This window comes from Alloiococcus sp. CFN-8, assembly GCF_049943125.1.
Lineage (GTDB): Bacteria > Bacillota > Clostridia > Clostridiales > Clostridiaceae > JAEXZL01.
Genome location: NZ_CP188040.1, coordinates 1050781 through 1077288, shown reverse-complemented (window position 1 = coordinate 1077288; position 26508 = coordinate 1050781). Strand labels below are relative to the sequence as shown.

Here is a 26508-nt window from a genome sequence, read left to right as displayed (position 1 = left end):
AGAGATCCTTGTTGGAAAATATTATAAACTTATCTAAAAATGATATAATTAGTTCTATACATAAAATTAAGGGTGGGATACATTTGAAAGAGATAAGAGTTTTTGGCAATGATAATAAGCATATGCTTATGGAAGAGGTAAACAAATTTTTAAAGGATACAGAATATAAAGTTGAGGATATTCAATACGGCGTAAGTAGTGGGTTGTTTTCTACTGAATATTCTGCAATGATTATCCTTGAAGTAAACAATATATAGAGATAAGAAGTATTTTATATAAAGATAGAAAATGAGATTGCCAAATTAGGTAACCTCATTTTCTTTTACTATAAGTAAATTAATGTAGCAGAGCTATTCTTATTGTGTATTTTTATTATTAATATATGATAATCTAATATTAATGGTATAAGAATATATCATACTGATATTAATTTTGTAAATATAGTAAAATCTATTGTAATACTTCGAAGAAAGATGAGGGGAATGAATGAAGGAATTATTAAATTTGTTTTTTACCTTTGCCAGGATAGGTGTTTTAACCTTTGGAGGAGGCTACGCCATGCTTCCTATACTTCAAAGAGAGGTTGTGGAGAAAAAAGGATGGGCTACTGATGAGGAGCTCATGGATTATTATGCTATAGGACAATGCACTCCTGGAGTTATAGCAGTGAATACAGCAACCTTTATAGGAGAAAAAAATAAAGGCTGGCTGGGAGGAATTATGGCAACCCTAGGGGTGGTGTTTCCTTCTTTAGTGATCATTACTGTTATAGCTGCATTTATAAGCAATTTTTCAGATCTTCCTGTGGTAAAGAACGCTTTTGCAGGAGTTAGGGTTTGCGTTGCTGTTCTTATATTTAATGCAGTGATTAAGCTTTGGAAAAGCTCTGTGGTGGATAAAGCTACGATGGTTATATTCTTACTGGTGCTTTTAGGGGGTATACTTACAGACCTTTCACCAATATTGTTTGTTATTTTTGCTGGAGCAGCAGGGATAGTAATAAGCCGTCTTAAAAGGAGGGAGGTTAAATGATATATCTTCAGCTTTTTTTTGAATTTTTTAAGACGGGACTCTTTGCCGTTGGTGGTGGAATGGCTACCTTGCCTTTCTTATATAATATATCAGATAAAACCGGGTGGTTTACCCATAGTCAGCTGGCAGATATGATTGCCATATCAGAATCCACTCCAGGTCCTGTGGGGGTTAACATGGCCACCTATGTAGGCTATACCTCTGGGGGAATCCTAGGAGCACTAATTGCAACTATTGGACTTATAACTCCATCTATAATAATAGTGCTGATTATTGCAAGGTTTTTAAAGGCCTTTAGAAATAATGACTATGTAAATGATACTTTTTATGGTCTCCGGCCAGCCTCCACAGGACTCATAGGAGCAGCAGGCTTCACCGTGATACTATTAGCAATATTTCAGGTGAATCTATACAAGGAAACAGGAAGAGTATTGGATTTATTTAATTGGAAGGGAATAATACTGGCTATAATAATTTATTACCTAACTTCCGTAAATAATAAAACGAAAAAGCTCCATCCGGTGTTTTATATTGTGGCATCGGGGATAATAGGGGCTGTGTTTGGGTTTGGAGGAGCGTAGAATCTAGAGAATAGAGAATAGAGAATAGAGAATAGAGAATAGAGAATAGAGAAGAGCTAAAAGGTAAAAGGTAAGAGGTAAAAGATAACTAAGAGCTAAGAGTTGAAGGGCAAAAGACAAAAGAGAAGAGGTAAATTATTAGCTGAGGGCTAATAGGGGGATTATTGGGCTGGGAGCCAATAGGTAAGAGGTAAAAGAGCAGAGAAAAGAGAAAAGAGCAAAGAGGAAACTTGTATAATGAAAGTAGACACCCGGAAGAGATAAAAATATAATTAACTCAAGGGGTGTGAAAATATGGCAAGAAAGTACTCAAAGAAGTTTAAAATACAGGCATGTGAACTGGTGATAAAGGACGGTATCAAGCATGCTGTAGTTGCTGAGAAATTCGGGATTAATTTGGTAATGCTGTATAGGTGGATAGATGAATATCAGACATACGGAGACGAAGCGTTTGTGGGATCAGGACATCAAAAGCCTGCGGATGCAGAGCTGAATAAGCTGAAAAAGGAAAACGAACGACTTAGGATGGAAAATGAAATTCTAAAAAAAGCAGCGGCATACTTTGCGAAAAACCCAGAAAAAAATTAGAGTTTGCGAGGCGAGAGCTTAAAGGGTATGACACCAGCATGGTATGCCGATTGTTAGGAGTGTCAAGGAGCGCCTTCTATAGGTCAAGGAAACAGGTAGAGAGTGAAAAAATCAGAGAGGAAGAAGCCGTAATTAATTGTTTCAAAACAAACAATGGTAATTACGGTAGAATTCGCATACGCAAAGCTCTTGCTTTGCAGGATATACGGGTTAGTGAGAATAGGGTAGCCAGGATTCTGAAAATGAACGGGCTTGCAGCGAAAGCTGGCCGCAAAAGAAAAAATAGGAGGCCTAAGCCAACTGAAGAGCAGTACATAGAGGAAAACCTGTGTAAAGATAAGTTTTTGGTAACGCAGGCAAATGCCCTGTGGTGCTCTGATATTTGCGAGCTGAGATGCAGGAGCGGCAAAATCTATATGTGCGGAATAATTGATGTTGCTACTCGACGACTTGTTGGGTGGGATATAGCAGGTCACCAGAGACAGGACTTGGTTCAGGAGGCCTTCAGAATGGCTATTGGACGCAACCCTAAACTACCCAAAGGAGCGATCTACCACAGCGATAGAGGCTGTCAGTATACAGCTATAAAGACAAAGGATCTTATTGAAAGAAGTGGCTTCCTTAAGAGTATGTCCCGTCCTGGTACTCCTAACGACAATCAGCCTATAGAGAGCTTCTGGAAGACACTACGAACTGAGCTTCCTGATATAGGGCAGCTCGGGAAAGATGATGCTACAAGACGGATAGTTGCGTATATAGAGCTATACTACAATTCATCTCGTCTTCATTCTGGTATCGGCTATAAGGTACCTAACGAATATTTTGAAGTTTTAACTCTTTCTAGTGTTTCTTTTTCTTGACATGTTTCGAGAAAAGAGAAAAGATAAAAGATAAGAGCAAAGAACAAAAGAGCAAAAGAGCAGAGCTAAGAGATAAAAGGCATCTAAGAGGTAGGAAGTAAGAAGTAAGAGTTGAAAGATAGGTAAGAGATGAAAAGGCGAGAAATAAGAAACGTAGCTAGGAGGTTTAAAGGAAGCCTCGTAGCTACGTTGTTTTTTGTTATTCTAGTTCTTTTCTTGTGTCCATGCTATTGTAGCCAAGGATGTCGCCGCTGCGGGCATCTATTTCGTAGTTGTATATTTTTCCTTTTGAAATAAAGCTTACGTTGTAGAAGAAGTCATTGTCATTGGCGGAAAGCTTGCTTGTGATTATCTGAACGTTTTTCTCCAGAAGACCTGCGTGGTCTAAAGCAATGTTCTTGGCTGTTCTCTTTCCTATATCTGTGTTTTTAAGTGCTTTAGTTAAGCCTATAGCAGCACCAGCAACTGCAAGTACAGAGATAACTCCTATAGCGGAAGCTGCTTTTTTATCTTTAAATAAAGATTTAGTATTTATGTTCTTAACCTTTGGTGCTTTTATTTTCATTTTTTTCACTACAATCACCCCATTAATATTTTAACCTTGCAAAATAAAATTTCAATAATATTATTAACCATAAAAGGAATTATTAAATAATATTATTAAAGTTATCGTCGTAATATACAATAACATAATGGCTTATAATTTCCAAATACTATGCTATATATTTATAAAGTTATTCATATATTAATACGTAAATTTATTGAATTAGTGCTGTAATATCTAAAAAAATATAGTTACTAATTATTACCTTTTATTTTTTTGGATATAATTTAAGATAGATAATATATTTGGTATAATTAAATTAATGGTACTATTTATCATATTAGGCTTATTTTTATATTATGTAAGGAAGCAGTTTATAAAAATGGATATGTGTATAATCCTTTGTAGTCTTTGATAAAAGTTGTAGCCTTTAAAAAAGTGTAATTTAAATTTTTATAAGGGAGTGTTTTTATTATGAAGTGGTTGAACAAGCTAGAGAGAAAGTACTCTAGATTCGCTATAGAAAATCTAATGCAGTATGTTATTGGTATTACAGTTCTTGTATATCTTCTGGAGAATTTTATGCAAATAGATGTACAGTCTTATTTATACTTCAGCCCTGAGCTTATTAAAAGAGGAGAGGTATGGAGAATCATTACCTTCATTTTTATGCCAGAATTCAGTGGGCTTTTCTCATTATTTTTAGCTTCCTATTTTTACATTATGATAGGAAATACTTTGGAGTATCACTGGGGAACCTTTAGGTTTAATCTTTATTATCTCTGTGGAATAATAGGTATAATAATTGCTGGTATGATTACAGGATTTGGAACTCCTACTTATTTAAATCTTTCATTATTCTTGGCCTTTGCATATCTTTATCCTGATGTAGAGGTTCGTCTGTTCTTTCTTATACCAATAAAGGTAAAGTGGCTTGCTTACCTTGACTGGTTCTATTTTATAATAACCTTAGTAAATGGAACCTGGGGTCAAAGAGCAGCTGTAATTGCATCTCTGATTAATTTCTTTATATTCTTTGGTAAGGACTTTATTGATTATATCCAGAATAAGAGGAGATATGGATCTGTACAGAGTAATTTTAGAAGGCAGATGAGGCAGGCGGAAAAGGAAAGATTGAAAAGGGAGAGGATGAGGGAAGATTAATGTCTAACTAAGAGATAAGAAGTAAGAGCTAAGAGTTAAAAGATAGGAGCAGAAGTAAGAGTTAAGAACTAAAAACTAAGAGTGAAAAGATAAGGGCAGGGCTAAGGGAAGAGCTAAGAGTTAAGAGTGGAAACTTGTATTATAAAGGCGCTTACTGAGTGAAATTGGTGAGTGCTTTTATTATGCCTACAATTAAGTCTTATAGATGAGCTTTGTTATTTAACTAAAAGAATAATTAATAGTATTAATCTATAAACTAATCAGCATCAAACAAATAAAGGAAATTAAGCAAGTTTATAGAAATGTTTAAGTGTTGATTCTAGAGGAGGTATAATTATGAAATATTTGGTAGTTATAAAGGCTTTAGCATTAGCCTTTGGTACATTTATCCTGGGTGGAATTGTTATGGGGATTGTATTAAGTAGTAACGAATCTGTTAATATAATGCAGGCTATCTATTATTTAGCTGCAGTAGTAGCTTTTTGGGGATACCTAATATATAAAAAGAGCTATAAATCACAAGATAACTAAAAAAGTATCATATTTATAATTAAATAAAAATTTTACTTAAAAGAATTATTTAAAGGATTATTTAAAGAATAAATAAGAGACTAGTTGTCCCTTATTCTCATTCTCCAACTAATTAATGTTGAAACTAGTACCACAATGATTAAAAGGTCACATACTTTGTCAATTAATGGAGGCAAAGAATAACCTGCTAATAAAAGGCCGAGTCTTATAAAAGTTATTATAGTTACGAACAATGAAAACAGTAAATCTACTGTACAAATAAATAATTTCAATTTATCACCCCATTATAATTATACTATATTTCGACATGTTTTTGATAAATGGGTGAAAAAAGTAAGAAGAAATATAGAAATATTAATAATGAATATCAATAATAATGTGAGTAAAAGAATAAAAAGGCGTTACAAAGGGAACATTCGAATACATACTATGTTAAGACTTATCGTTAAATATTCTGAGTAATTTGAACCAATACAAATGATTGGCCCAGTATATAAAAAAATTACACTACCATTAGTGTAATTTTTTTATATATAATATTTAGTTATTAATAAGCATATGGTAGCTCTATACCGTTACTTAAATACCCTTCAAAAACTCCATTATCTCACCTAAGTGTGGATCTACCTTAACCTTTCGGTATTCCTTTATAATGGTGCCTTCTTCATTAATTATGAAGGTGCTTCTTTCGATGCCTATGGATTTTTTGCCGAACATATTTTTTTCCTTTAGAACTCCGTAAAGCTCGCAGGCCTTGGAGTTTTCGTCGCTTAGTAGGACAAAGGGGAGTTCGAATTTTTGTATGAATCTGTTGTGGCAGGCAACGGAATCTCTGCTGATACCGAGAATTACAGCGTTGCTTTCCTTGAGAGTATCGTTATTTTCCTTGAATGCAACTGCTTCTCTGGTGCAGCCAGGAGTGTTATCCTTGGGATAAAAGTATAGGATGACCTTCTTTCCTCTATAATCCTTAAGGCTGTGATCTTTACCATCTGAGCCAGGTAGGGTAAAGTCTGGAGCCTGTATTCCTTCAAATGAGAATTTTTCCATGTGATTACCTCCTAATTTTTCTTCATCTTTTCCTGTATGTATATTGTTAATAGCATTTTCTTAAAGGAAGAGGTTTAGTCTTTAATATGTATTATAGAATAAACTTTAAAAAAATCAAATAACTCATGTGCCTGTCACATGAGTTATCTAAAAAATCAAAGGAAGAAAGTTCTCATAATTGTTTCATATATGAGGCTGCCTTATGGTATGATAGTAATAGTGTCTTTTGAGATACTATATATAGAGACACGCTACTACATTACTATTTGATGCATTTGAAGGATTTGGTGCATTAAAATATAAAGGAGAGTAAAGATGGATAATAAAGTATTAGCCACTGTAAATGGAGTAAATATAACAGAAGAGGATGTTACTAGATTAATTGCAAGATATCCTCAAGAAAACAGAGGGTATTTAAATACACCACAGGGTAGAAACCAATTATTAAGAGAAATGGTATCCTTTGAGCTTATGTATAACAAGGGTAAGGAGTTGAACCTTAACCAGAGCGAGGAGTATAAGGCTCAGCTTCAGGCTATGGAAAAGGATTTTCTTACTCAATATACTATAAATAAGCTTTTTGAAGGAGTTCAGATATCTCCAGAGGATGTTAGAGCTTATTATGAAAGCAATAAGGAAGCTTTTGTTGAGCCACCAATGGTTAATGCAAAGCATATCCTTGTAGATTCAGAGGAGCAGGCAAAGGAGCTTTATAATGATATAAAGGCTGGTAAGCTATCCTTTGAAGATGCTGCTATGCAGTATTCCAGCTGTCCATCCAAGGAGCAAGGAGGAAGTCTAGGTGAATTCTCCAGAGGTATGATGGTACCTGAATTTGAGAATGCGGCCTTTGCTATGTCCGTAGGAGAATTGTCAGAGCCTGTTAAGACACAATTCGGCTATCATTTAATAAAGGTTGAAGACAAGAAGGAGCAGGCTGCAAAGTCTTTTGATGAAGTTCAAGGACAGGTAGCTCAGCAGCTAATTCAAGAAAAGAGAACAAAGCACTTCTCTAATATGATAGAAGAGCTTACTGAGAAATACGGAGTTAAGTATTATTAATTCTATCAGTAATCGCTTAATAATAAAAAAGCTTGTCCTTTGATTATGAAGGTGAAGGCTGATAAGCACTAAGTTTATTTGCGAAACATAAAAAGAAACATAAAAAGAACCATATGTAAAAGCTATAAAGCAGCAGTAATATTTCATATATTATTGCTGTTTTTTTGTGTCCGGTATGAGAATATTTTTAATAATATGTAAAAGATTCCAAAAACTATCCTTTTTATACTGTAAACGTTCTAACGATACTTTTTACAAAATTTTCTTAAAGTTATAATAAAGTCGATAACTGTTCTACTAGAAAAATAAAGAGGGGTGAGGCTATGGAAAAAATCGATAGCACAGTTATAAAGGCTAAGGATAAGAGTGCCGTTATAAAGGCTAAGAGAAAGAAGTGGACAAAAGAAGACACAGAATTAACTATTTTGGGGCTTCCTACCTTTATATGGTTTATAGCCTTTTCTTATCTTCCTATGTTTGGACTAGTTATAGCCTTTAAAAATTATAAGATTTCTCCAGGGAGAGGCTTTATCTACAGTCTTCTTAAGAGTGATTGGGCTGGCTTTAAAAATTTTAAATTCTTTTTGGAATCTAATTCTTTTACTATGCTTTTAAGAAATACTGTAGGCTACAATATTGTGTTTATAATTCTGGGAATTGTAATTCCTGTTTCCCTGGCTATAATGATCAGCATGATACACAGCAGGAAGGCATCGAAGACCTATCAGACTATGCTTTTCTTTCCCCATTTTATGTCATGGGTAGTTGTTAGCTACTTTGTCTATGCTTTCTTAAGCCCTGATAAAGGACTGCTTAACCAGATTATGGTGTTTTTTGGAAAGGAACCTATTCAGTGGTACATGGAAGCGAAGTACTGGCCTTATATTCTTGTGTTCATGAATCTATGGAAAACTGTAGGCTACAGCATGGTAGTATATCTTGCAAGTATTACAGGGATTGATTCAACCTATTATGAGGCTGCTATGATCGATGGAGCAACTAAATGGCAGCAGGTAAAATACATAACCCTTCCATGCTTGAAGCCTATAATAGTGATGATGTTCATCTTGAGTGTAGGTAGGATTTTCTACTCAGATTTCGGGCTCTTCTATCAAATTACTCAGAGGGTACCTAGCTCCCTGTATAATGTTGCATCTACCTTTGATACTTATATTTATAATGCTCTTCGTTCTGGTGTAACCATTGGAAGAACTGCGGCGGCGTCCCTATTCCAATCTGTAACCTGCTGTATTGCTATCCTTTCAGCTAACTGGGTTATAAAAAAGATTGATGAAGACAGCGCAATTATTTAGGGAGGTGAGGGAATAAATGAATAAAACAGAAGAAAATACTGTTAATGTCCTGAGCCGTATAAGCAAGCCTGTTAATCTGCTTTTCAATCTGCTGTTTATAATTCTGGCAGCCATTTGCATAGTACCTGTTATCTTTGTGTTTATGATTTCCATATCCGCAGAGTCATCACTTGCGGCCTATGGCTATAAATTCATACCTAAGATGTTTTCTACAGCAGCCTATGAATTTTTGCTCAATGAAAGTGGTACAATTCTTCAGGCCTTATTAATATCTGTGCTGGTAACGGTACTTGGGACAATTATTGGATTAGTACTTACCACTACCATGGGCTATGTTCTTTCAAGAAGGAATTACAAGCTTCAGGGTTTCTTTACCTGGGTAGTATTTATACCCATGATTTTTAATGGGGGTCTTGTGGCTTCCTATGTAATAAACACTCAGGTTTTAGGACTTAGAAATAGTATGTGGGCTCTTATACTGCCCTTAGCTGTGTCCTCCTTCAATATCATCATCAGTAAGACCTTTTTTAAGACAACCATTCCTGATTCTATAATTGAATCAGCAAAGATAGAGGGAGCTTCACAATTTGACATTTTTTTAAGGATAGTATTACCTATTTCAAAGCCTGTCCTTGCTACCTTGGGGCTATTTTTAAGCTTTGGTTATTGGAATGATTGGTTCCAGGCTTCTCTTTATGTAACGGATAAGAACCTTGTCTCTCTTCAGGCCCTGCTCAACAATATGCAGAGCAATATAGAGTATATTGCTAGTAATCCTACGGCAGGACTCTCTATGCAGCAGTATTTGAGCCAGATGCCTACAGAGGGTGTGAGAATGGCAATTGCAATAATTATAGTTATACCTATTGCCTGTGCTTATCCATTTTTCCAGAAGTACTTTATCTCCGGTTTAACCATCGGAGCTGTTAAAGGATAAAAAAATATAAAAAATATAAAGGAGTTGTAATTATGAAGAAAGTATTATCAATTATATTTTCCTTATTCCTCTTTGTAGGAGTGCTTTCAGGCTGTTCCTCAAATAATGGTGATGGCGGAGCTGATGGCGATATTGTAACCTTAAAATGGGTTACCGTAGGAAGCGGAATGCCTACAAATTATGATCAGTGGAAGGAAGAAGTAAATAAGTATCTAGAAGAAAAAATAGGAGTACATATAGAAATGGAAGTAGTATCCTGGGGTGACTGGGAATCCAGAAGAAATGTTATAGTTAACACTAATGAAGACTATGACATACTCTTTACCAACGTTGGAACCTATACTAACGACGTAGCCCTTGGAGCTTTTGCTGATATAACTGAACTAGTAGAATCAGAAAGCCCAGACCTTTATGCTTCTATACCATCAGATTACTGGGATGCTGTAAAGGTAAATGGTAAAATTTACTCTGTTCCTACCTATAAGGACAGCTCAGTTACTCAATATTTTATTTATGATAAGAGCATAGTTGATAAGTATTCCATAGACGTAGACAGTGTTGATGAATTATCCGACTTAACCGAGCCATTAAAGAAGGTTAAAGAAGGTGAGAATATAAATCCTTTCATACTTAGTAACACTGGTTACCTCCTTTATGGAATGAACTATGATCAGATAGGCTCAGGACTTCCTGCATTAGGAGTTAGATTTGATGATGAAAGCCGCAAGGTTGTAAATATCTTCGAGGAAGAAGAGGTGTTAAAGGAGCTTAATACACTTCATCAATGGTATAAGGAAGGAATAATCAATGCTGATGCACCTACCCTTGTGGAAAATCCTTCTTATAAGGCTGTTTCTGTAGCTCAGGGTTGGAGCTCTGCTGCAAAAACTGTTTGGGGTCCACAACTCGGAGTAGAGGCAATTGCTGTACAGTATGGAGAAACTATAGTATCCAACGATACAGTTAGAGGTTCATTAAATGCTATATCTGCTAGCTCAGAGCATCCAGAGGAAGCTTTAAAGTTCCTACAGCTACTAAATATGGATACAAAGCTAAGAGATGCCTTCTATTTTGGTCTTGAAGGTGACAACTTTGAATATGTAGATGGTAAGGTAAAGAAATTAAATACTGATTGGCCAATGGCTGGTTATACCCAAGCGAGCTTCTTCACCGTTTCTCAGACTGTGGAAGAAGAGTTTAATCAATGGGATGAGGTTAAAGAGCTTAATGAAAATGCAAAGGGTTCTGTACTTCTAGGTTTCACCTTTGATACTGAACCAGTAGCTGATGAGCTTGCTAACTGTATTGAGATATACAACAGATACAGGAGTGAGGTTAATACAGGAGCTAAGGATCCTGCAGTTATAGTAAAGGCTATGGTTGAAGAGATGAACAAGGCTGGAATGCAGAAGATAATAGATGAGGCTCAGGCTCAAATTGATGAGGCATTTTAAGCTGTAATATTTTAAAAGCGAAGGAGTTGTAACAAATATAATTTGTCATGACTCCTTCTTTATATAGATTATAAGGAAGGGATAGAAGCATATGATGTACTTTATAGATAAAAGAATTCAGGTTATCTGTGACGAATTAAGGCGTTTAAAGATAAAAGATAAGCACACATTAGAAAACTGGAAATATAAAAAAGGAAACTTCATATCCCCAGAGCAGGCAGAAAATAGTCAGCCATCCTGGGAGGATTTTAATGAAAAGACCATGCACTGGTATGGTCCTGATGAGCATTACTGGTTTCAGACAGAGCTTGTAGTACCTGAGGAATTTAAGGATAGAGAGCTATGGCTTCATGTAAGCACCCAGATTAATGAATGGGATGACGGAAAGAATCCTCAGTTTCTGATTTTCGTAAATGGTAGTCCTGTTCAGGGAATCGATATGAATCATAGAGAGGTGAAGCTCTTTGATAAGGCTGTTCCAGGAGAAAAGGTTAAGCTTGACCTTCAGTCTTATACTGGCACACTTCACTCTGAGTTCAATCTAATAACCCATATATACGAAGAAGACTCTAGAATAAAAGAGCTGTATTACGATCTTCAGGTACCTTTATGGGCATTTTCCAGGATGGAGAAGGATGATAAAACAAGGTATGAGATTGAAAAGGTACTTAATGATACAGTAAATATTTTAGATTTAAGGAGTCCTTATTCAGAGGAGTTCTATGAATCTGTAGACAAGGCTCTGAACCATATAAAGAAGGCTCTTTATGAGGATATGGCAGGCTACAGGGATATAATTGCCACCTGTATAGGTCATACTCATATTGATGTGGCCTGGTGGTGGACAGTAGAGCAGACTAGAGAAAAGGTTGGTAGAAGCTTTGCCACAGTTCTGAAGCTCATGGAGGAATATCCTAATTATAAATTTATGTCCAGTCAGCCTGTACTCTATGACTTCCTTAAGGAAAGATATCCTGACCTCTATGAAAGAGTGAAGGAAAGAGTTTTAGAGGGAAGGTGGGAGGCTGAAGGGGGTATGTGGCTTGAGGCTGACACCAATCTTACCTCTGGTGAGTCCCTAGTTAGACAGTTCCTTTATGGAAAGTCCTTCTTTAAAAATGAGTTTGGGGTTGATAACCGTATCCTATGGCTTCCTGATGTCTTTGGCTATTCCGGTGCCCTGCCTCAGATAATGAAAAAAAGTGGTATAGACTATTTCATGACCACTAAGCTTTCCTGGAATCAAATAGATAAGATGCCAAACGACACCTTCCTCTGGAGAGGTATTGATGGCTCCGAGGTTCTAACTCACTTTATCAGTACTACTGGGGTGGGACAGAGCACTGAGGACTTCTTCACTACCTATAATGGTATGCTTCATCCAGATTCTATCATGGGTGGCTGGAAGCGCTATCAGAATAAGCAGCTTAATAATGATATCCTCATCTCCTACGGCTACGGTGATGGAGGTGGAGGTCCTACTAGAGAAATGCTTGAGATATCTAAGAGGATGGAAAAGGGTGTTAAGGGCATTCCTATGGTTAGACAGGAAGGGGCTCTAAAATACTTTGATGAGCTTAAGGATAGAGTTATAGATAATAAGCGCCTGGAGGTCTGGGAAGGAGAATTCTACTTTGAATATCATCGAGGAACCCTCACTTCCATGGGAAGAAATAAGAGAGGAAACAGAAAGAGTGAGCTGGGTCTTATGGATCTAGAGCTCTTATCAATACTCACCAAGGATAAAATAGCTTATCCAGGAGAGGATATCCATGCACTTTGGAAGACAGTCCTTCTAAATCAGTTCCATGATATTCTGCCAGGTACCTCTATAAAGGGTGTCTATGATGTAACAAAGGAGGAATATCAGAGGATTAAAGAAAAGCTCCAGGAGCTCATAAATAAAAGACTTGAGGCTCTTACAGAGAGCAAGGAAGGGATAACCCTTGTAAACACTCTTGGCTTTAATAGAAGTGATATTGTTAAGCTTCCAAGCTGTAATGGGAAGGTTCTTCTGGATGGAGAGGGTAACGAATATCCTGTTCAAGCTACAGAGGACGGTGCAGTGGCTTATGTTAAAAATCTGCCATCTAAGGGCTACAGGCATTATAGATTAGCTGATGTAAGCTCTGTAGAAAATTATCAGCTTATCCCTGAGGATAAATATACCCTGGAGACGCCTTACTACACTATAAAGCTTGATGAAAAAGGATTGTTTACCTCCATTTATGATAAGGAATACGATAGAGAAATCCTTCAAGAAAATATGAAGGGAAATCTCATGATGATGTATGAGGATAAGCCTATTTATTATGATGCTTGGGATATTGATATGTACTATACAGAAAAATCCTGGCCGGTAGAAGAGCTTTCCTCTATGGAATGGATTGATTTAGGAGAGGTTAGAGCTACCCTGAAGCTAGAAAGAGAAATTAGCAATTCAAGGATAGTGCAGAAGATTCACTTCTATAAGGATAGCAGAAGGATTGATTTTGAAACCTATGTGGACTGGAAGGAGCATCAGCATCTATTGAAGGTTCACTTCCCAGTAGCTGTTCACACCGATGAAGCTACCTTTGATATACAGTTTGGTAATCTTAAGAGAAAGACTCACAGAAATACCAGCTGGGATATGGCTAGATTTGAGAGCGGTGGACAGAAGTGGATAGACCTTTCTGAAGGCCATTATGGTGTGAGCCTTCTAAATGATTGCAAGTATGGTTACTCCGTTAAGGATGGAAACATAGGACTTTCACTGATTAAATCAGGTATAGAGCCAAACCCTATGGCTGATTATGAGGAGCATTACTTCACCTATTCCCTTTATCCTCATGGAGGAGACTGGAAGACAGGAGAAACCCTTCAGGAAAGCTATAAGCTGAATCAAGAGGTCCTGGCTGTACAGGGAGGAGCTGATAATAAGGAATATTCCCTTGCACATGTAGATAAGAAGAATATAATCATTGAAACCATCAAGGAAGCAGAGGATGGTAGAGGTGTTATCATAAGGCTTTATGAAAGTGAAAATGCCCTGACAAAGGCTAAGCTATCCTTCAATGAGGTGTTTAAGCAGGCGGTAGAATGTAACCTTATGGAAGAGAAGGAAAAGGACCTAGAGTTTACAGATAAAGATATAAGCCTCACCTTTAAGCCTTATGAAATCAAGACCATAAGGGTGGAGCTGTAAGGCAGTGGAGAAGTATAAGGACGCAGGATATAGTAATTTAGAAAGGGCTTTGGATTTACTTTCTCGCATGACCCTTCAGGAAAAGGTGGGACAGCTTAATCAAAGGCTATACGGCTTTTCTGCCTATGAGAGAAGCGGAAAAGAGATAAGCTTTACGGAGGAATTCAAGGAGGAGGTAGAAAGCTTTAGTGGATTAGGGGTTCTGTACGGTTTATTCCGGGCAGACCCTTGGTCTCGTAAGGATTACACTAATGGCCTTGAAGGTAGTCTGGCTATAGAAGCCTATAACAAGCTTCAAAGATATGTTATTGAAAATTCTCGCCTAGGGATTCCAGCGCTTATGAGCAGTGAGTGCCCTCATGGACATCAAGCTTTAGATGGTTATCTTCTTCCCGTAAACCTTGCTTCTGCAGCTACCTTTAATCCTTCCTTATTAAAGAGAGCAGGGAAGGTCTGTGGAACTCAGCTAAAGGAGATGGGAGTACATCTAGCTCTTGTTTCAATGCTAGACGTCCTTAGAGACCCAAGATGGGGAAGATCTGAGGAAACCTTTGGAGAAGATCCATATTTGGCGTCAACCTTTGCAGAGGCAATAGCTAGTGGAATTCAAGAAACAGGAGTTTATGTGGTTGCTAAGCACCTTGCAGCACAGGGGGAGGGAACTGGAGGCATCAATGCCAGCGCCGCTAGAATAGGTGAAAGAGAGCTGAGAGAAATCCACCTTCCTCCTGTAAAGGCTGCCTGCAGAGCAGGGGTTAAAGGGGTTATGGCAGCCTACAATGAAATAGATGGTATACCCTGCCACAGCAACAGCTGGCTTCTTAGAAAGGTACTCAGGGAAGAGCTGGGCTTCAAGGGAATAGTAATGGCCGACGGCACTGCTATAGATAGATTAGATGCTCTTACAGGAGATAATGTGAAATCTGGAGCGAAGGCCCTGAAGGCCGGGGTTGATGTCAGCCTCTGGGATACAGCCTTTTCACATCTTGAGGAGGCTGTGAATAGAGGAGAGGTAGAGGAAGCTCTGATAGATGAAGCGGTTTTAAGGGTGCTGCTCTTAAAATTTGACCTTGGACTTTTTGATAACCCTTACTTAGAGGATAAGACAAGCTGGACAAGCTTTAATTATAAAAACTATAGTGAAGGCCTGGAGCTAGCGAGAGAATCAGTAGTTCTTCTGAAAAATAAGGACGGAATATTGCCTATAGAAATGAAAATTGATGGACAAGCGTCAGAAGCTACTAATATACCAAGGTATGGACAAGCCCAAGAGATTAATAATGAACAGCCAGTAGAAAGTATTGGTGGACAAGCCCTAGAGAGTGTTGGTAGACAAGCCCCAGAGAGTGTTGATGGACAAGCCACTGAGCCTATCAAGGTAACAAAACCTATATCCATAGCCGTCATAGGCCCCAACAGTGATGACTTGTACAATCAGCTTGGAGACTATACTCCTCCCGTAAGGAAGGAAGAAGGAGTTACGGTACTCCAGGGAATAAAAGAATGGCTGGAGAAAAATAAATGGCCTGTTAAGGTAACCTCTCATAAGGGCTGCTATATGTATGAAACGGAAGAGAATGAAGAGCTGATTAGAGCAGCAGTGAAGGCTGCAGAGGGCTGTGATTATATAATTTTAGCATTAGGAGGTACCTCCAGCAGGTTTTCTGGAGCAGCCTTTGAGGATAATGGAGCGGTGATTGCAGGAGAGGGTGTAACCATGGACTGTGGCGAAGGGGTAGATAGCGGAACTCTGGAGCTACCAGGTCCACAGCTAAAGCTTTTAGAGGAGCTAGCAGCCCTAGGCAGCAAGCTTATAACTATAATAATTGCTGGAAGGCCTTATGCTCTAGAAAGGGTAGATGATCTCAGTGATGCCCTTCTTTTAAGCTTTTATCCAGGAATGAAAGGTGGGGTAGCCCTAAGTGAAATTATTTTTGGAGAGATTTCTCCCTCCGGAAGGCTTCCTGTATCCATTCCAAGACATCCTGGCCAGCTGCCGGTTTATTACAATCCTAAGGACTCTTATAAGGCCATGGATTATTATGATCTTTCCTCCAAGGCTTTATATACCTTTGGGGATGGGTTAAGCTACAGCACCTTTGAGTATAAAAGTCCTTTAATTAGCAAGAGCTCATTAACTATAGAGGAATTAGAGAAGGAGGGAGTAGCTTTAACCTTCACTATTAAGAATACAGGGAGCAGAGGAGCTCATGGAGTTCCCCAGCTTTACCTTCAGGATATTGAGGCATCCGTTACCAGAAGAGTGATGGAGCTCAAGGCCTTTGCTAAGGTTTACCTACTACCAAAGGAAGAAAAGCAGGTGACCTTAAGACTTACCAGTGAAGCTCTTACTATATTCAACGAAAATAGAGAGTATACTTTAGAGCCTGGGAGATTTAACTGGTATCTTAAGGATTCTGGAATAGAGCATGCCAGGGGGAGCTTTACACTGCTCAATTAAAAATAAGGAGGAAATAAATATGTACATACTGCCAAGACCACAAAAAGTTGACCTTAAGGAAGGAAAGCTATACCTTCCATATAACAGCAGAATTATAATTCCTGAGGGAAATAATGAGCTTTTACATCCTGCCAAAAGACTTCAGGCTACCTTGAGAGAAGAGCTAGGTCAGGACTTTAAAATAGAAAAGGTAAGCTCCAGCAAGGGAAATGTTACTCTCCTTGTTGATGCTGCCATTAAGGAAGAGGGATATATCCTTGAGATTGATAAAGAAGGGGTAAGGATAACTGGTCATGATTATGTTGGTGTCCTTTATGGAACAGAAACCCTTAAACAAATAATCCTTCAAAAGGGTGCTGTTCTGCCTTACTTAAAGATAGAGGATTATCCAGAGTTTAAAGCCAGAGGTTATTATCATGATACATCCCGTGGAAGAATTCCTACTCTTTCCTATCTTAAGGCCTTGGCTGACAAGCTCTGCTGCTATAAGGTAAATCAGCTTCAGCTATATATTGAGCACACCTATATGTTTAGCGGTCTTTCAGAAATGTGGAGAGATGAAACACCACTAACCGCTGAAGAAATCTTGGAGCTAGATAGCTACTGCATGGCCTTAGGGATTGATTTAGTACCTTCTCTATCAACCTTCGGACATCTGTACAAGCTTTTAAATACTAAGAGCTACGGCCATTTATCAGAGATGGTAGAGCCTCAGGAAAGACCGTTTCTCTTTATGGATGCTATGAGACATCATACTATTGATGCGTCAAATCCTGAGAGCTTGGAGCTAATTAAAAGCCTCATAGTAGAGTATATGAGCCTGTTTTCCTCCTCCTATTTCAACATTTGCTGTGATGAGACCTTTGATATGGGTAAAGGTCGGGGTAAAGCCTTGGCCGAAGATATTGGTGGAAAGGAAATGTATATCCGTTATGTCAATGAGCTCTGTGAATTTATAATTGAAAAGGGTAAGATTCCTATGTTCTGGGGAGATATAATAAGTGGCTTCCCAGAAATGATCAATAGATTTCCTAAGGAAACAATATGTCTTAACTGGGGCTATGCTCCAGAGCAGAGAGAGCATGAGACAGAGGTTCTGGCAAAGGCTGGTGCAGTGCAGTATCTATGCCCAGGAGTGGCAGGCTGGAATAGGTGGATTAACCTTGTAAAGGATTCTTATTTAAATATAACAAGAATGTGTGGCTATGCCAGAAAGCATGGGGCTATAGGAATATTAAATACCGACTGGGGCGATTATGGACATATAAATCATCCGGACTTCTCTTTAATGGGGCTCATTTATGGTGCTAGCTTCTCCTGGAACAGTGAACCTATAGACTTTGAGGAGATAAATAAAGAGATTTCTAGGATAGAATTTGGGGATAACTCCCAAGGCTTTGTGGATATTGTTGCAGAGATGGCACCTTTAAGTGTATTCCAGTGGGTTATTGCAGCAGAGTATAGGGAAAAGATATTGAGAGGGGAGTCTGAAGAAGACAGATTGTCTCTTTTAGATAATTTTTCTATAGAAGAAGCTGAAAAAGCTAATGAGACTCTTATCAGCCTGGAGAAGAAGCTCCAGGACAGCATTAAGAATCTCACCTTAAAGAAGAGAAGGGAAGCCAGAGCTTATGAGATGGCTGCCCATGGTATGAGAATATTTAATTCAATGGGAAGCCTGATATACTCCTATAATCACGGGGAGTTTAAGGATGGAGAGAAGGCCTGGAAGCTAGCTTCAGAGCTTGAAGAATGGTTTATGGCTTATAAGGAAGAGTGGAGAAGAGTAAGCAAGGAGGCAGCGCTTTATAAGGTGCAGGGAATAATTCATTGGTATGCTGATAGTCTAAGAACCATGGCCTTGGAGCTGAACAAATAGCATGCTGAAGGAGCTTTTTAACAGGGATAATGTAATCATGACCCTTCTAGATAAGGTGGCTGATGGACTTTTGCTGGGACTGTTGTGGCTACTTACCTCCCTTCCTATATTCACTATAGGAGCTTCTACCACGGCAGCCTATGCTGTAGCCTTGAAGCTAGCAGGAGGAGAAGAGGGCTATGTTATAAAAAACTTTTTTTCCTCCTTTAAGAAAAACTTTAGGCAGGGCACAATATTAGGCTTAGTGGTTATCCTTATGGCCTTTGTACTTCTCAGCAATGTTGAACTGTATCTCAATGTTTTGGGAGGAAAAGGAGCTATTTTACTGCTCCCTTCAGCTATGTTAGGATTTCTGATGCTTTTTATAATGACTTACTCCTTCCCTCTTTTAGCTGCCTTTGATAATAAGCTCAAGGATATAATAAAGAATTCTGTGGTGATAGCTATTGCTTATATGCCTTATACTTTAATGATTATGGGGATAATAGGAGGACTATTTCTGATAGTTTATTATATTTATTTTCCAGTTATTATTCTAATTCCTTCTTTAAGCTTTACTTTATCAGCCTATCCACTTAATAAGGTATTTAAAGCATTGCTAGAAAAGAATCAGTATAATAAAAAGTAACTTCATAAAAGGTTTCGAGATATTTTTATGTATATAGGAAATTAACAGTATAAAAAAGGAGACATCCTCTTTAAATATATACCATCACAATAGTAAAAGCCTAATAATTATAGCTTTTAGTGCTTTGAAGGTATATTAAAGGGCTTGTCTCCTCATTTTTTATTTATATTGAGCCATTATATTTATTCATAGAGCTGTTATGTATATTTAGCGGCTATATTTATTATTAGCCAATTTATTTATCTTCAGACTTCCACTGGTCTATTTGGCGCTGAAGCTCTTCTTTAAGCTCAGCTATGCCCACTTCCTCTAATTCCTCCAGGTACTTTTGGACATAAACTGAAGGATCCACGCTGCCGGTATTTAAGGCTGGGTAGTATTCAGCACTGATGGTTTTGATTTTGTTTAATATATTATTATATTTTTCTAGGTCTGGAGTAAAGCCAAAAAGCTCTGAGGGAACTGCCGTGTCATTAAACTCCTTAAACCTTTCCCATTTATCTAGAGGCTCTCCCTGGGTGGTATTTAATATAAACCAATTTCCTTGAGTATAGGTAACACCTCTATAAGCGTTGGAGATAATTTTAATCTGGTTTTTATCCGTTAGCTCATAATGGACACCGGGAACCCCGTAGTTTAATAGGTTTCTAATCTCTGGGTCAGTGTTTAATAGATTTAAGAATTTAATGGCTTCCTCAGGATGCTCTGTTCTGCTGTTTATCACCATAACGCTGCTTCTAACGGACTCAGTGGTAATTATTGCAGGAGAAACTTGATTAGCTACTACAGGATAGCTCCGGTCAATGGTCCAGCTGATATGGCTGAAGGGGCCACCAGAGGCTAGAGTAATAAGAGGCTTTTCATCTCTGAATAATGAATCCATAGTGCGGATAGAGGCATCAGAATTAATATAGCCCTTGGTGTAATAGCTGTGAAGGGTATTTAATATCTCCCTTCCATAGCTGGTATCATAGATATTTACAACCTCCAGCTCCTTATCATGAGAATTTATCATAAGAGGTATGTATGGGGATACTACATATTCATAACCCTCAAAGGCAAAGATATTCTTTCTGCTAGAGTCCATGGATAGAGGTATTACCTCAGGCTCTTTTTCTTTAATCATAGCTAAGATGGGCTCCAGGGAGGAAAAGGTATCGTATTTAGCTATATCAATTTTATATTTTTTTACCAGCTCCTCTGTAAAAACAAAGTTTTCAGGAACGGCAAGATCTTTATTGGTAGGAACGCCATATATGCCATCTCCTACTTTCATTCCCTCCCAGAGTATTGGATCTATGGCAGTATACATTTCTTTTCCTATATTAGATAGATAAGGCTCAATATTAAGCCATTTACCATCAGCTGCGTTGCTATAGAAGTCTCCTTGGCTATCAGAAGCTGCAAATAATATATCAAAATCACCATTGGTATTAACTAGAGAATTGATTCTAGAACCGTAATCATCCCAGGGTATTTTTTTATACTCCACAGTGACATTTATTTTTTTCTTTAATAATTTGTTCAGCTCTTCATTTACCAGCTTTAGGTCTTGGTCCGGTTCTCCAATGGTATAATATATTAGCTTTACTGCTTCTTCTGTGACCTTGTCTATTTCTTTAGGATCATCCTTTGAGCAGCTGGTTATGAGCATAATCAGGGGAAGAAAAATTAATAAAAGCTTTTTCAAGTGAATGCCTCCTCATGGATAACTTCCTATTCTTTAATTTCATAATTTCTTAAATCCGATGGTGAAATATTATAATGCTCTTTAAAATGAACATAAAAATTATTTATGTAATCATAGCCTACAATAGCTGCAATGACAGCAATTTTTTCATCGGTGGTTTCAATGAGCTCCTTAGCCTTAAGCATTCTATAGGCTGTTAGGTATTGGGAAAACTTCAGACCAGTGTCCTTTATAAAAATCCTGCCTATATATTTACTATTCATTTTGAAGAGCTCTGCAATATCTAAAAGGGATAAATTTGAGCTATACTGGCTGTGTATTAGAAGCAGTATTTTATTGGTGATTTTTGAAAAGCTGTCTATAGGAGTCTTTAAAATAGGGTCTAGAGCTAGCTGCTCCTCTGATTCCTTGGAGATAGAACCCTTTAATGAATTTACCACTATGTTTTCAATAACATTTTCCAGTGCTTTAGTATCAATGGGCTTTAATAGGTAATCAACAGCGCCATTCTTCATTGACCTCCTGACATATTCAAAATTATCATAGCCACTGATCATTATAAAATGGGTTTCGCTACCGCCATCTCTCAGCTTTTCAATTAAATCATAACCCCATTTGGAGCCAATACTAACATCAACTAAAGCAATATGCGGTTTGAAGTCTATAACCTTACAGATAGCCTCTTCATAGCTAGCTGCTGTAAGAATATGGTTTATTCCATAGTAGCTCCAATCTATAAGCAGCTTCATATTATCTCTAATATCCTTTTCATCATCTATAATAAGTAACCTATACATATTCTTCACCGCCCTCATTAGTTTTTTTAATTGAAACCTTAATTGTTACTCCAGAAGGTTCATTATTGTTTATGGACATATGTACTCTGCTTCCATAAAAATAGTAGAGTCTAGAATAAATGTTTAGGAGTCCTATGCCGCCCTCAATACTGTCACTTTTATGCAGCTCCTCAGAGGGAGAAAAGAAGCTATTTAGCTTTAATAAATTCTCTTCCTCAATATAGCCAAGATTGCTGGAAAGATTAAAAATATATTCCTCAGGATTTTCCTCACCAGTTATAATGATGATTTTCATTGAGGCTTCTTCTGTAAAATTATGCTTGAAGAAATTTTCTATAATTGGCTGCATCCAAATCTTAACGGTTTCTAGCTTTAAGCAGCCTTCATCTATATCTATGTGGTATAAGAAATCATCTTCCTGAAGAAAGGACATAAGCTCTAGGTATTCTTCTGTTATAGCCAGCTCCTTTTCTAAAGGAATGATAGTATCAGTTTTTACTATATTTCTGTATAGCTGACCAAGGCTTGCCGTAGCCTTAGCAATGAAAGGGTTATTGGAGGATAGCGCCTGCATCCTTATTCTTTCTAAGGTATTATAGAGAAAATGAGGATTAATGTGAGTAATCAGCGCCTTCATCTCTGCCTGCTGCTGTTTAATTTTTAAGATGTATTCCTTCTTTATGTGAAGCTGTAGCTGAGCAGACATATCATTGAGCTGGTTGGCAATGAGACCAAACTCATCATTTCTAGCAGCAACCTTTATATAGGAAAAAGCACCTTTTTTAGCACCATTAATAAAGTCAATAATCTCCTCAATAAAAGTAGACTCTCTAGAAAACTTTACCATGATAAAAAGGGTTATAATTAAAAATATAATTAATAGATATGCACAATAGGTTAATAGTCTCTTTGCTCCTAAGTCTATTAAGGTTGAGTGTTCTACTATGGTTATAACCTTATAATTAAAGCTTTCTGAGGTTGAAATATAATAATAAATATTCCCTCTGTTAGAAAGGTTTAAGGTGCCGTGATTTGTCATTAGTGATGAAATATACCTATAATCCTCTTCTGTGTAGGAAGAAGAAGCTGTGAGAGGTGTGTATTCGTTTTCTCGAAAGAGATAAGAATCACCTATAGAATTTTTGTAATTATCGGTTAGTTGTTTTTCTGGATTTATTATAAAGGCTACAGTGCCAATAAAGTTATCTTCATTCCCTAGATTTTTTTTGTAGGAATAGACACCTTTCATTAATAGTTCGCTTTCCTCTTGGGAAAGCTCCAGATATCTAACTTGTCCCACTGAAGTATAATCAGATAATAAATACTCTGAGCCATTATAGTATAATATGTAATCAATAAGGCTATTATTTTGCTTCACCAAATCTTCCATGGAGTCTAAATAAGAATAGCCGTAAATATTTTGGGCCGTCAAGCTATCAAGGCGTTGTGATACATATTCATTTATATTAAGCTGCATAAATTTATAAAAATCATCCTTTAAAAGATGATTGGAATACAAATTAGTAAAATAATTATCTATATTATATGTAACTTCGTTTAAGGAATTTTCAGCAGAGATAAAGGAGGAGCTTATACTTTTTGTATAGTTATCTATCTGTGTGTTTCTTTCATTAAAATAAAGCATGAAAATAATCATTGTACATAAGCCTGCTGAAATTGCTAAATAAAATAAAAAATACCCTCGATAAATTTTAAGCCGCATGAACTGAAGCATGTGTTCATCTCCTATTTTCCTTAGTTGTATCGTATATTTTCTATAAATAATCTACTGTTACATTATAACAAATAATTATAATATTGTATAATTTTGAAATGTTACATTTAATTTTCTATATAGCAATAATTATCCTTACCGTTGAATTTATTTATTAATAAAGAAAAAATGGGGAGCCTTCGCTTCCCATTTTACTTATGTAATTAAACCTATTCCTTAAAGATTTCATCATAATCAACTATATAGTGATCAGCTAGCCGCTGTAGGCTTTCCCATTCATGAGCCTTGAAGGGGTCTTGAACCGCTACGGCCTTCATTCCAGCTTGGCGGGCAGCCTTGAGGGCAAGGGCTATATCCTCGAATACCAGGCATCTTTCTGGTGGGACTCCTAATCTTTCAGCAGCAAGAAGAAAGACATCTGGGGAATCCTTTCCCTTTTGGACTTCTCCTGTGGTGGTGATGGAGTCAAAGTACTGGTATATATTATGCTTAACTAGGACTGTCTCCAAAAGCACCTTGCTGTTACTAGTGGCCAGACCTATTTTTATTCCAAGATTTTTTAAGTGAGCTAGGAATTTGTCTGCACCTTTTCTTAAGGGAACATTGGTAGAGTACTCCTTAATGGCCATGTCATTCCAGGTGTCTTGGATTACCTCTAAGGAATCCTCAATGGAGAACTTATCCTTAAAATAAACAGCTATCTGCTCCATGCTCAAATGACCTATATCCTTCATAAGGTTCTTAGGTGGAGTAATCCCTATATTACCTAAATAATCCTGATCTATCTTTGCCCATACCCAGGTGGAGTCAACTAGAGTTCCGTCTAAATCAAATATCACTGCATCAATATCTGTTAGCAAATTAATAACCTCCAAACTTATACATCTTATAAAAAATAATATATTAATAGTGAAGCACTGCTTCCAATTATAGCTCCCATGGCCACATCCGTAGGAAAATGTACTCCTAGATAAACCCTTGATATACCTGTTAAAAGGGCTAATATCAAGGAAGGTATTGTTAGGTGAGGATAAAAAAGCAGCGACATTACAGCCATGGAAAAGGCTGCGGTGGTATGTCCTGAAGGAAAGGAAAAGTCATCTATGCCAATTTTTTTGATATGTAATTCCTTCATTATTAAAAAAGGCCTCAATCGATTGACTGTGCGCTTAATTACCTGAGTTAAGATTCCGCTTAATATAAGTGTTAAGGTAAGCTTAAGCCCGTAGCTATCCCTTCCATAACCGGTTACAATTAGTGAACTAAGTGCAAGAACTGCAGAAAATTCACTAGAGCCTAAATAGGTTATTATAGGCATCAATAGATCAAGAGGCCTGCATCTTAGCTTTACATTTATAAGTACCATGATTTTCTGATCTAGCTTTATTAGTTTCTCCCTTATCATAAGTGCCTCTAAATTCCTCCTAACAGTATATACTTTAATATAACATATATTTATAAATATATAATCACAGAAATGTAAAAAAGCCATAGATATATGACTATGTATTATTGAGATAATAAACTGAGGAAGTATCATAAAAATCAGCAAATAAAAAATATAAGCCTAGAGGTAATATACCCAAGGCTTATATTTTTATTGATGGAATTAATTATTTTTAAAAGTTTCTTTCGAAGATATCTATTTTTTTTGGATCATTAAAATCCTTTAAAGAGCTTATCCCTAGGCGTGCGAATATCTCATCCAGTATAGTGCTATGGGTGGCGATTTTTACTGCGGAATTGTAGGCAACCTCATCCACGGCTATTCTTCCGTCTTCTTTGGGGATGTTAGCCTTTGGTCCTCCAACACAGCCTCCTACGCAGCCCATACCTTCGATGAAGTTTCCACCAAGCTCCTCCCCATTTATAGCCTTAGTCAGGATTTCCTTACAGCCCTTAACTCCATCCACATGGCGTACGGAAAGGAGAGCGTACTTTTCTGGATACAGCTCCTCTATGGCCTCTCCTATGGCTATGGATACTCCACCAGAGCGAGCATATAGCCTTCCGCCTCGAGAAGCATATTCCATGGATACTAGAGGCTCCATTTCCTCTGGGGTTATAGAGAGGACTTCAAATACTCCCTTTAGCTCCTGGAAGGTCATAACAAAGTCCACATCGCCTATGAGGTCCTTTTCCTTGGCTTCAGCTTTTTTTGCTATGCAGGGGCCTATAAATACCACCTTAACCTCTGGATTCAGCTTTTTAAGAACCCTTGCTGCTGCAATCATGGGAGATACAGAAGGGGATACGTATTTAACTAAATCAGCATAAACCTTTTTCAGCATACCTACCCACATGGGGCAGCAGCAGGAGGTTATCATTAAGTCTTCTTTCTTGTGAACAAGGTGGTCAAATTCTACCGCTTCCTTTATGGTGAGCATATCTGCTGCAAAGGCCACCTCTACCATGTCCTTAAAGCCTACCTTCACTAATGCTGCTCTTAGCTGATCTAAGGTAGCAGATCCAAACTGACCAGCTATGGCAGGCGCTACAGCAGCTATAACAGGAGTTTTTTCCTGAAGTAAATTTAATAAAGGGATAAATTCCTTTCTATCCATGAGATGGCCGTTATCACAGGCTTCCACACAGAGACCACAGCCTGCACAGAGATCCATGTCTATGTAGGTGGTATTTTTTATGGGGTCATTTAAAATTGCATTAAAGGGACAAACCATCTGACATTTAGTCCTGCCAGAAGGATCCTCTACACAGTTCATATTACACTGGCCTATTTTTTCTACTATGTTTTGTCTCACCTGATAATTTGTAATTGCTTTTTTAAGGTTATAAAGATAGTTACCCTCTTCTGGAATTGAAACTCCACAAAGGAGGGCTATGGCCTTTCGTGTTTCAGCTCTATCAAAGTCAGGAGCGCTTACTGCTTCCTCTACGATAGCATCAAAGGTTCCATCATAATAGCCCATTATTAAACGTTTAAATAACTCCTCATACTCTTTTTTCATGGTCTCTCACCTCATTAATCACTTTAATGTATATTATATAATAAAG

The 26508-nt window shown here is 37.4% G+C and carries 23 protein-coding genes; 15 read left to right on the top strand and 8 right to left on the bottom strand.

Annotation, left to right across the window (positions count from 1 at the left end):
* Nucleotides 1–83 precede the first annotated feature (83 nt).
* From ACPWSR_RS04685 to ACPWSR_RS04665, 5 genes are all read left to right on the top strand, one after another.
* The gene (locus ACPWSR_RS04685) at nt 84–257 is read left to right on the top strand and encodes a hypothetical protein (RefSeq protein ID WP_426350547.1); all 174 of its coding nucleotides are present in this window, start codon (nt 84–86) and stop codon (nt 255–257) included.
* 229 nt (nt 258–486) lie between these two features.
* Nucleotides 487–1032, top strand: a complete 546-nt coding sequence (locus ACPWSR_RS04680) for a chromate transporter (RefSeq protein WP_426350546.1) — start codon at nt 487–489, stop codon at nt 1030–1032.
* Complete coding sequence (locus tag ACPWSR_RS04675) at nt 1029–1613, top strand: chromate transporter (RefSeq protein WP_426350545.1); 585 nt, start codon at nt 1029–1031, stop codon at nt 1611–1613. Before ACPWSR_RS04680 ends, ACPWSR_RS04675 begins: the two co-directional genes overlap by 4 nt.
* A 294-nt stretch (nt 1614–1907) precedes the next feature.
* Nucleotides 1908–2201, top strand: coding sequence for a transposase (locus ACPWSR_RS04670; RefSeq protein WP_426350120.1), 294 nt, complete (start codon nt 1908–1910; stop codon nt 2199–2201).
* Entirely contained in the window at nt 2171–3061 is an 891-nt protein-coding gene (locus ACPWSR_RS04665; protein WP_426351345.1) for an IS3 family transposase, read from the top strand. The genes ACPWSR_RS04670 and ACPWSR_RS04665 overlap by 31 nt, the downstream gene beginning before the upstream one ends.
* A gap of 199 nt (nt 3062–3260) precedes the next feature.
* Here ACPWSR_RS04665 and ACPWSR_RS04660 read toward each other — a convergent pair whose 3' ends face one another.
* Nucleotides 3261–3626 carry a PepSY domain-containing protein gene (locus ACPWSR_RS04660; protein WP_426350544.1) on the bottom strand — a complete coding sequence of 122 codons (366 nt, stop codon included), beginning with the start codon at nt 3624–3626 and terminating at the stop codon, nt 3261–3263.
* A gap of 453 nt (nt 3627–4079) precedes the next feature.
* Between ACPWSR_RS04660 and ACPWSR_RS04655 the strand changes: the two genes are divergently transcribed.
* Together ACPWSR_RS04655 and ACPWSR_RS04650 are read left to right on the top strand one after the other, a co-directional pair.
* A complete protein-coding gene (locus ACPWSR_RS04655; RefSeq protein ID WP_426350543.1) occupies nt 4080–4769 on the top strand; it encodes a rhomboid family intramembrane serine protease in 690 nt (229 codons plus the stop codon).
* 336 nt (nt 4770–5105) lie between these two features.
* Nucleotides 5106–5300, top strand: a complete 195-nt coding sequence (locus ACPWSR_RS04650; protein ID WP_426350542.1) for a hypothetical protein — start codon at nt 5106–5108, stop codon at nt 5298–5300.
* A 579-nt stretch (nt 5301–5879) separates the two neighbouring features.
* On the opposite strand, the gene bcp is transcribed toward ACPWSR_RS04650, so the two are convergent.
* Complete coding sequence (gene bcp, locus ACPWSR_RS04645; RefSeq protein ID WP_426350541.1) at nt 5880–6350, bottom strand: thioredoxin-dependent thiol peroxidase; 471 nt, start codon at nt 6348–6350, stop codon at nt 5880–5882.
* 315 nt (nt 6351–6665) lie between these two features.
* Between bcp and ACPWSR_RS04640 the strand changes: the two genes are divergently transcribed.
* From ACPWSR_RS04640 to ACPWSR_RS04605, 8 genes are all read left to right on the top strand, one after another.
* Nucleotides 6666–7412 carry a peptidylprolyl isomerase gene (locus ACPWSR_RS04640; protein ID WP_426350540.1) on the top strand — a complete coding sequence of 249 codons (747 nt, stop codon included), beginning with the start codon at nt 6666–6668 and terminating at the stop codon, nt 7410–7412.
* A gap of 323 nt (nt 7413–7735) precedes the next feature.
* Nucleotides 7736–8725 carry an ABC transporter permease gene (locus ACPWSR_RS04635; protein ID WP_426350539.1) on the top strand — a complete coding sequence of 330 codons (990 nt, stop codon included), beginning with the start codon at nt 7736–7738 and terminating at the stop codon, nt 8723–8725.
* A gap of 16 nt (nt 8726–8741) precedes the next feature.
* Complete coding sequence (locus ACPWSR_RS04630; protein ID WP_426350538.1) at nt 8742–9662, top strand: carbohydrate ABC transporter permease; 921 nt, start codon at nt 8742–8744, stop codon at nt 9660–9662.
* Nucleotides 9663–9694: 32 nt separating this feature from the next.
* A complete protein-coding gene (locus ACPWSR_RS04625) occupies nt 9695–11116 on the top strand; it encodes an ABC transporter substrate-binding protein (RefSeq protein ID WP_426350537.1) in 1422 nt (473 codons plus the stop codon).
* Between the two features lie 91 nt (nt 11117–11207).
* Nucleotides 11208–14303, top strand: a complete 3096-nt coding sequence (locus tag ACPWSR_RS04620; protein WP_426350536.1) for an alpha-mannosidase — start codon at nt 11208–11210, stop codon at nt 14301–14303.
* 4 nt (nt 14304–14307) lie between these two features.
* Entirely contained in the window at nt 14308–16764 is a 2457-nt protein-coding gene (locus tag ACPWSR_RS04615; RefSeq protein WP_426350535.1) for a glycoside hydrolase family 3 N-terminal domain-containing protein, read from the top strand.
* A 19-nt stretch (nt 16765–16783) separates the two neighbouring features.
* Complete coding sequence (locus ACPWSR_RS04610; protein WP_426350534.1) at nt 16784–18643, top strand: glycoside hydrolase family 20 zincin-like fold domain-containing protein; 1860 nt, start codon at nt 16784–16786, stop codon at nt 18641–18643.
* A 1-nt stretch (nt 18644) separates the two neighbouring features.
* Nucleotides 18645–19271, top strand: coding sequence for a YesL family protein (locus tag ACPWSR_RS04605; protein ID WP_426350533.1), 627 nt, complete (start codon nt 18645–18647; stop codon nt 19269–19271).
* A gap of 235 nt (nt 19272–19506) precedes the next feature.
* On the opposite strand, the gene ACPWSR_RS04600 is transcribed toward ACPWSR_RS04605, so the two are convergent.
* The 6 genes from ACPWSR_RS04600 to ACPWSR_RS04575 form a co-directional block, all read right to left on the bottom strand.
* Nucleotides 19507–20961: an ABC transporter substrate-binding protein gene (locus ACPWSR_RS04600; protein ID WP_426350532.1), complete on the bottom strand. Its 1455-nt coding sequence runs from the start codon at nt 20959–20961 to the stop codon at nt 19507–19509.
* Between the two features lie 26 nt (nt 20962–20987).
* Nucleotides 20988–21758 carry a response regulator transcription factor gene (locus ACPWSR_RS04595; RefSeq protein ID WP_426350531.1) on the bottom strand — a complete coding sequence of 257 codons (771 nt, stop codon included), beginning with the start codon at nt 21756–21758 and terminating at the stop codon, nt 20988–20990.
* Nucleotides 21751–23415 (bottom strand): sensor histidine kinase, encoded by a 1665-nt coding sequence (locus ACPWSR_RS04590; RefSeq protein WP_426350530.1) that lies wholly within the window; start codon nt 23413–23415, stop codon nt 21751–21753. The genes ACPWSR_RS04595 and ACPWSR_RS04590 overlap by 8 nt, the downstream gene beginning before the upstream one ends.
* A gap of 287 nt (nt 23416–23702) precedes the next feature.
* Complete coding sequence (locus ACPWSR_RS04585) at nt 23703–24353, bottom strand: HAD family hydrolase (protein WP_426350529.1); 651 nt, start codon at nt 24351–24353, stop codon at nt 23703–23705.
* A gap of 26 nt (nt 24354–24379) precedes the next feature.
* A complete protein-coding gene (locus ACPWSR_RS04580) occupies nt 24380–24898 on the bottom strand; it encodes a phosphatase PAP2 family protein (protein WP_426350528.1) in 519 nt (172 codons plus the stop codon).
* A 214-nt stretch (nt 24899–25112) separates the two neighbouring features.
* Nucleotides 25113–26462: a [Fe-Fe] hydrogenase large subunit C-terminal domain-containing protein gene (locus ACPWSR_RS04575; RefSeq protein ID WP_426350527.1), complete on the bottom strand. Its 1350-nt coding sequence runs from the start codon at nt 26460–26462 to the stop codon at nt 25113–25115.
* Between the last annotated feature and the right edge of the window lie 46 nt (nt 26463–26508).

Bases quoted from the DNA above. Each gene is read 5' to 3' on its own strand.
- ACPWSR_RS04680 (WP_426350546.1), top strand. From the start codon at position 487: ATGAAGGAATTATTAAATTTGTTTTTTACCTTTGCCAGGATAGGTGTT.
- ACPWSR_RS04675 (WP_426350545.1), top strand. From the start codon at position 1,029: ATGATATATCTTCAGCTTTTTTTTGAATTTTTTAAGACGGGACTCTTT.
- ACPWSR_RS04670 (WP_426350120.1), top strand. From the start codon at position 1,908: ATGGCAAGAAAGTACTCAAAGAAGTTTAAAATACAGGCATGTGAACTG.
- ACPWSR_RS04660 (WP_426350544.1), bottom strand. From the start codon at position 3,626: ATGAAAATAAAAGCACCAAAGGTTAAGAACATAAATACTAAATCTTTA.
- ACPWSR_RS04655 (WP_426350543.1), top strand. From the start codon at position 4,080: ATGAAGTGGTTGAACAAGCTAGAGAGAAAGTACTCTAGATTCGCTATA.
- ACPWSR_RS04650 (WP_426350542.1), top strand. From the start codon at position 5,106: ATGAAATATTTGGTAGTTATAAAGGCTTTAGCATTAGCCTTTGGTACA.
- bcp (WP_426350541.1), bottom strand. From the start codon at position 6,350: ATGGAAAAATTCTCATTTGAAGGAATACAGGCTCCAGACTTTACCCTA.
- ACPWSR_RS04640 (WP_426350540.1), top strand. From the start codon at position 6,666: ATGGATAATAAAGTATTAGCCACTGTAAATGGAGTAAATATAACAGAA.
- ACPWSR_RS04635 (WP_426350539.1), top strand. From the start codon at position 7,736: ATGGAAAAAATCGATAGCACAGTTATAAAGGCTAAGGATAAGAGTGCC.
- ACPWSR_RS04630 (WP_426350538.1), top strand. From the start codon at position 8,742: ATGAATAAAACAGAAGAAAATACTGTTAATGTCCTGAGCCGTATAAGC.
- ACPWSR_RS04625 (WP_426350537.1), top strand. From the start codon at position 9,695: ATGAAGAAAGTATTATCAATTATATTTTCCTTATTCCTCTTTGTAGGA.
- ACPWSR_RS04620 (WP_426350536.1), top strand. From the start codon at position 11,208: ATGATGTACTTTATAGATAAAAGAATTCAGGTTATCTGTGACGAATTA.
- ACPWSR_RS04610 (WP_426350534.1), top strand. From the start codon at position 16,784: ATGTACATACTGCCAAGACCACAAAAAGTTGACCTTAAGGAAGGAAAG.
- ACPWSR_RS04605 (WP_426350533.1), top strand. From the start codon at position 18,645: ATGCTGAAGGAGCTTTTTAACAGGGATAATGTAATCATGACCCTTCTA.
- ACPWSR_RS04595 (WP_426350531.1), bottom strand. From the start codon at position 21,758: ATGTATAGGTTACTTATTATAGATGATGAAAAGGATATTAGAGATAAT.
- ACPWSR_RS04590 (WP_426350530.1), bottom strand. From the start codon at position 23,415: ATGATTATTTTCATGCTTTATTTTAATGAAAGAAACACACAGATAGAT.
- ACPWSR_RS04580 (WP_426350528.1), bottom strand. From the start codon at position 24,898: ATGATAAGGGAGAAACTAATAAAGCTAGATCAGAAAATCATGGTACTT.
- ACPWSR_RS04575 (WP_426350527.1), bottom strand. From the start codon at position 26,462: ATGAAAAAAGAGTATGAGGAGTTATTTAAACGTTTAATAATGGGCTAT.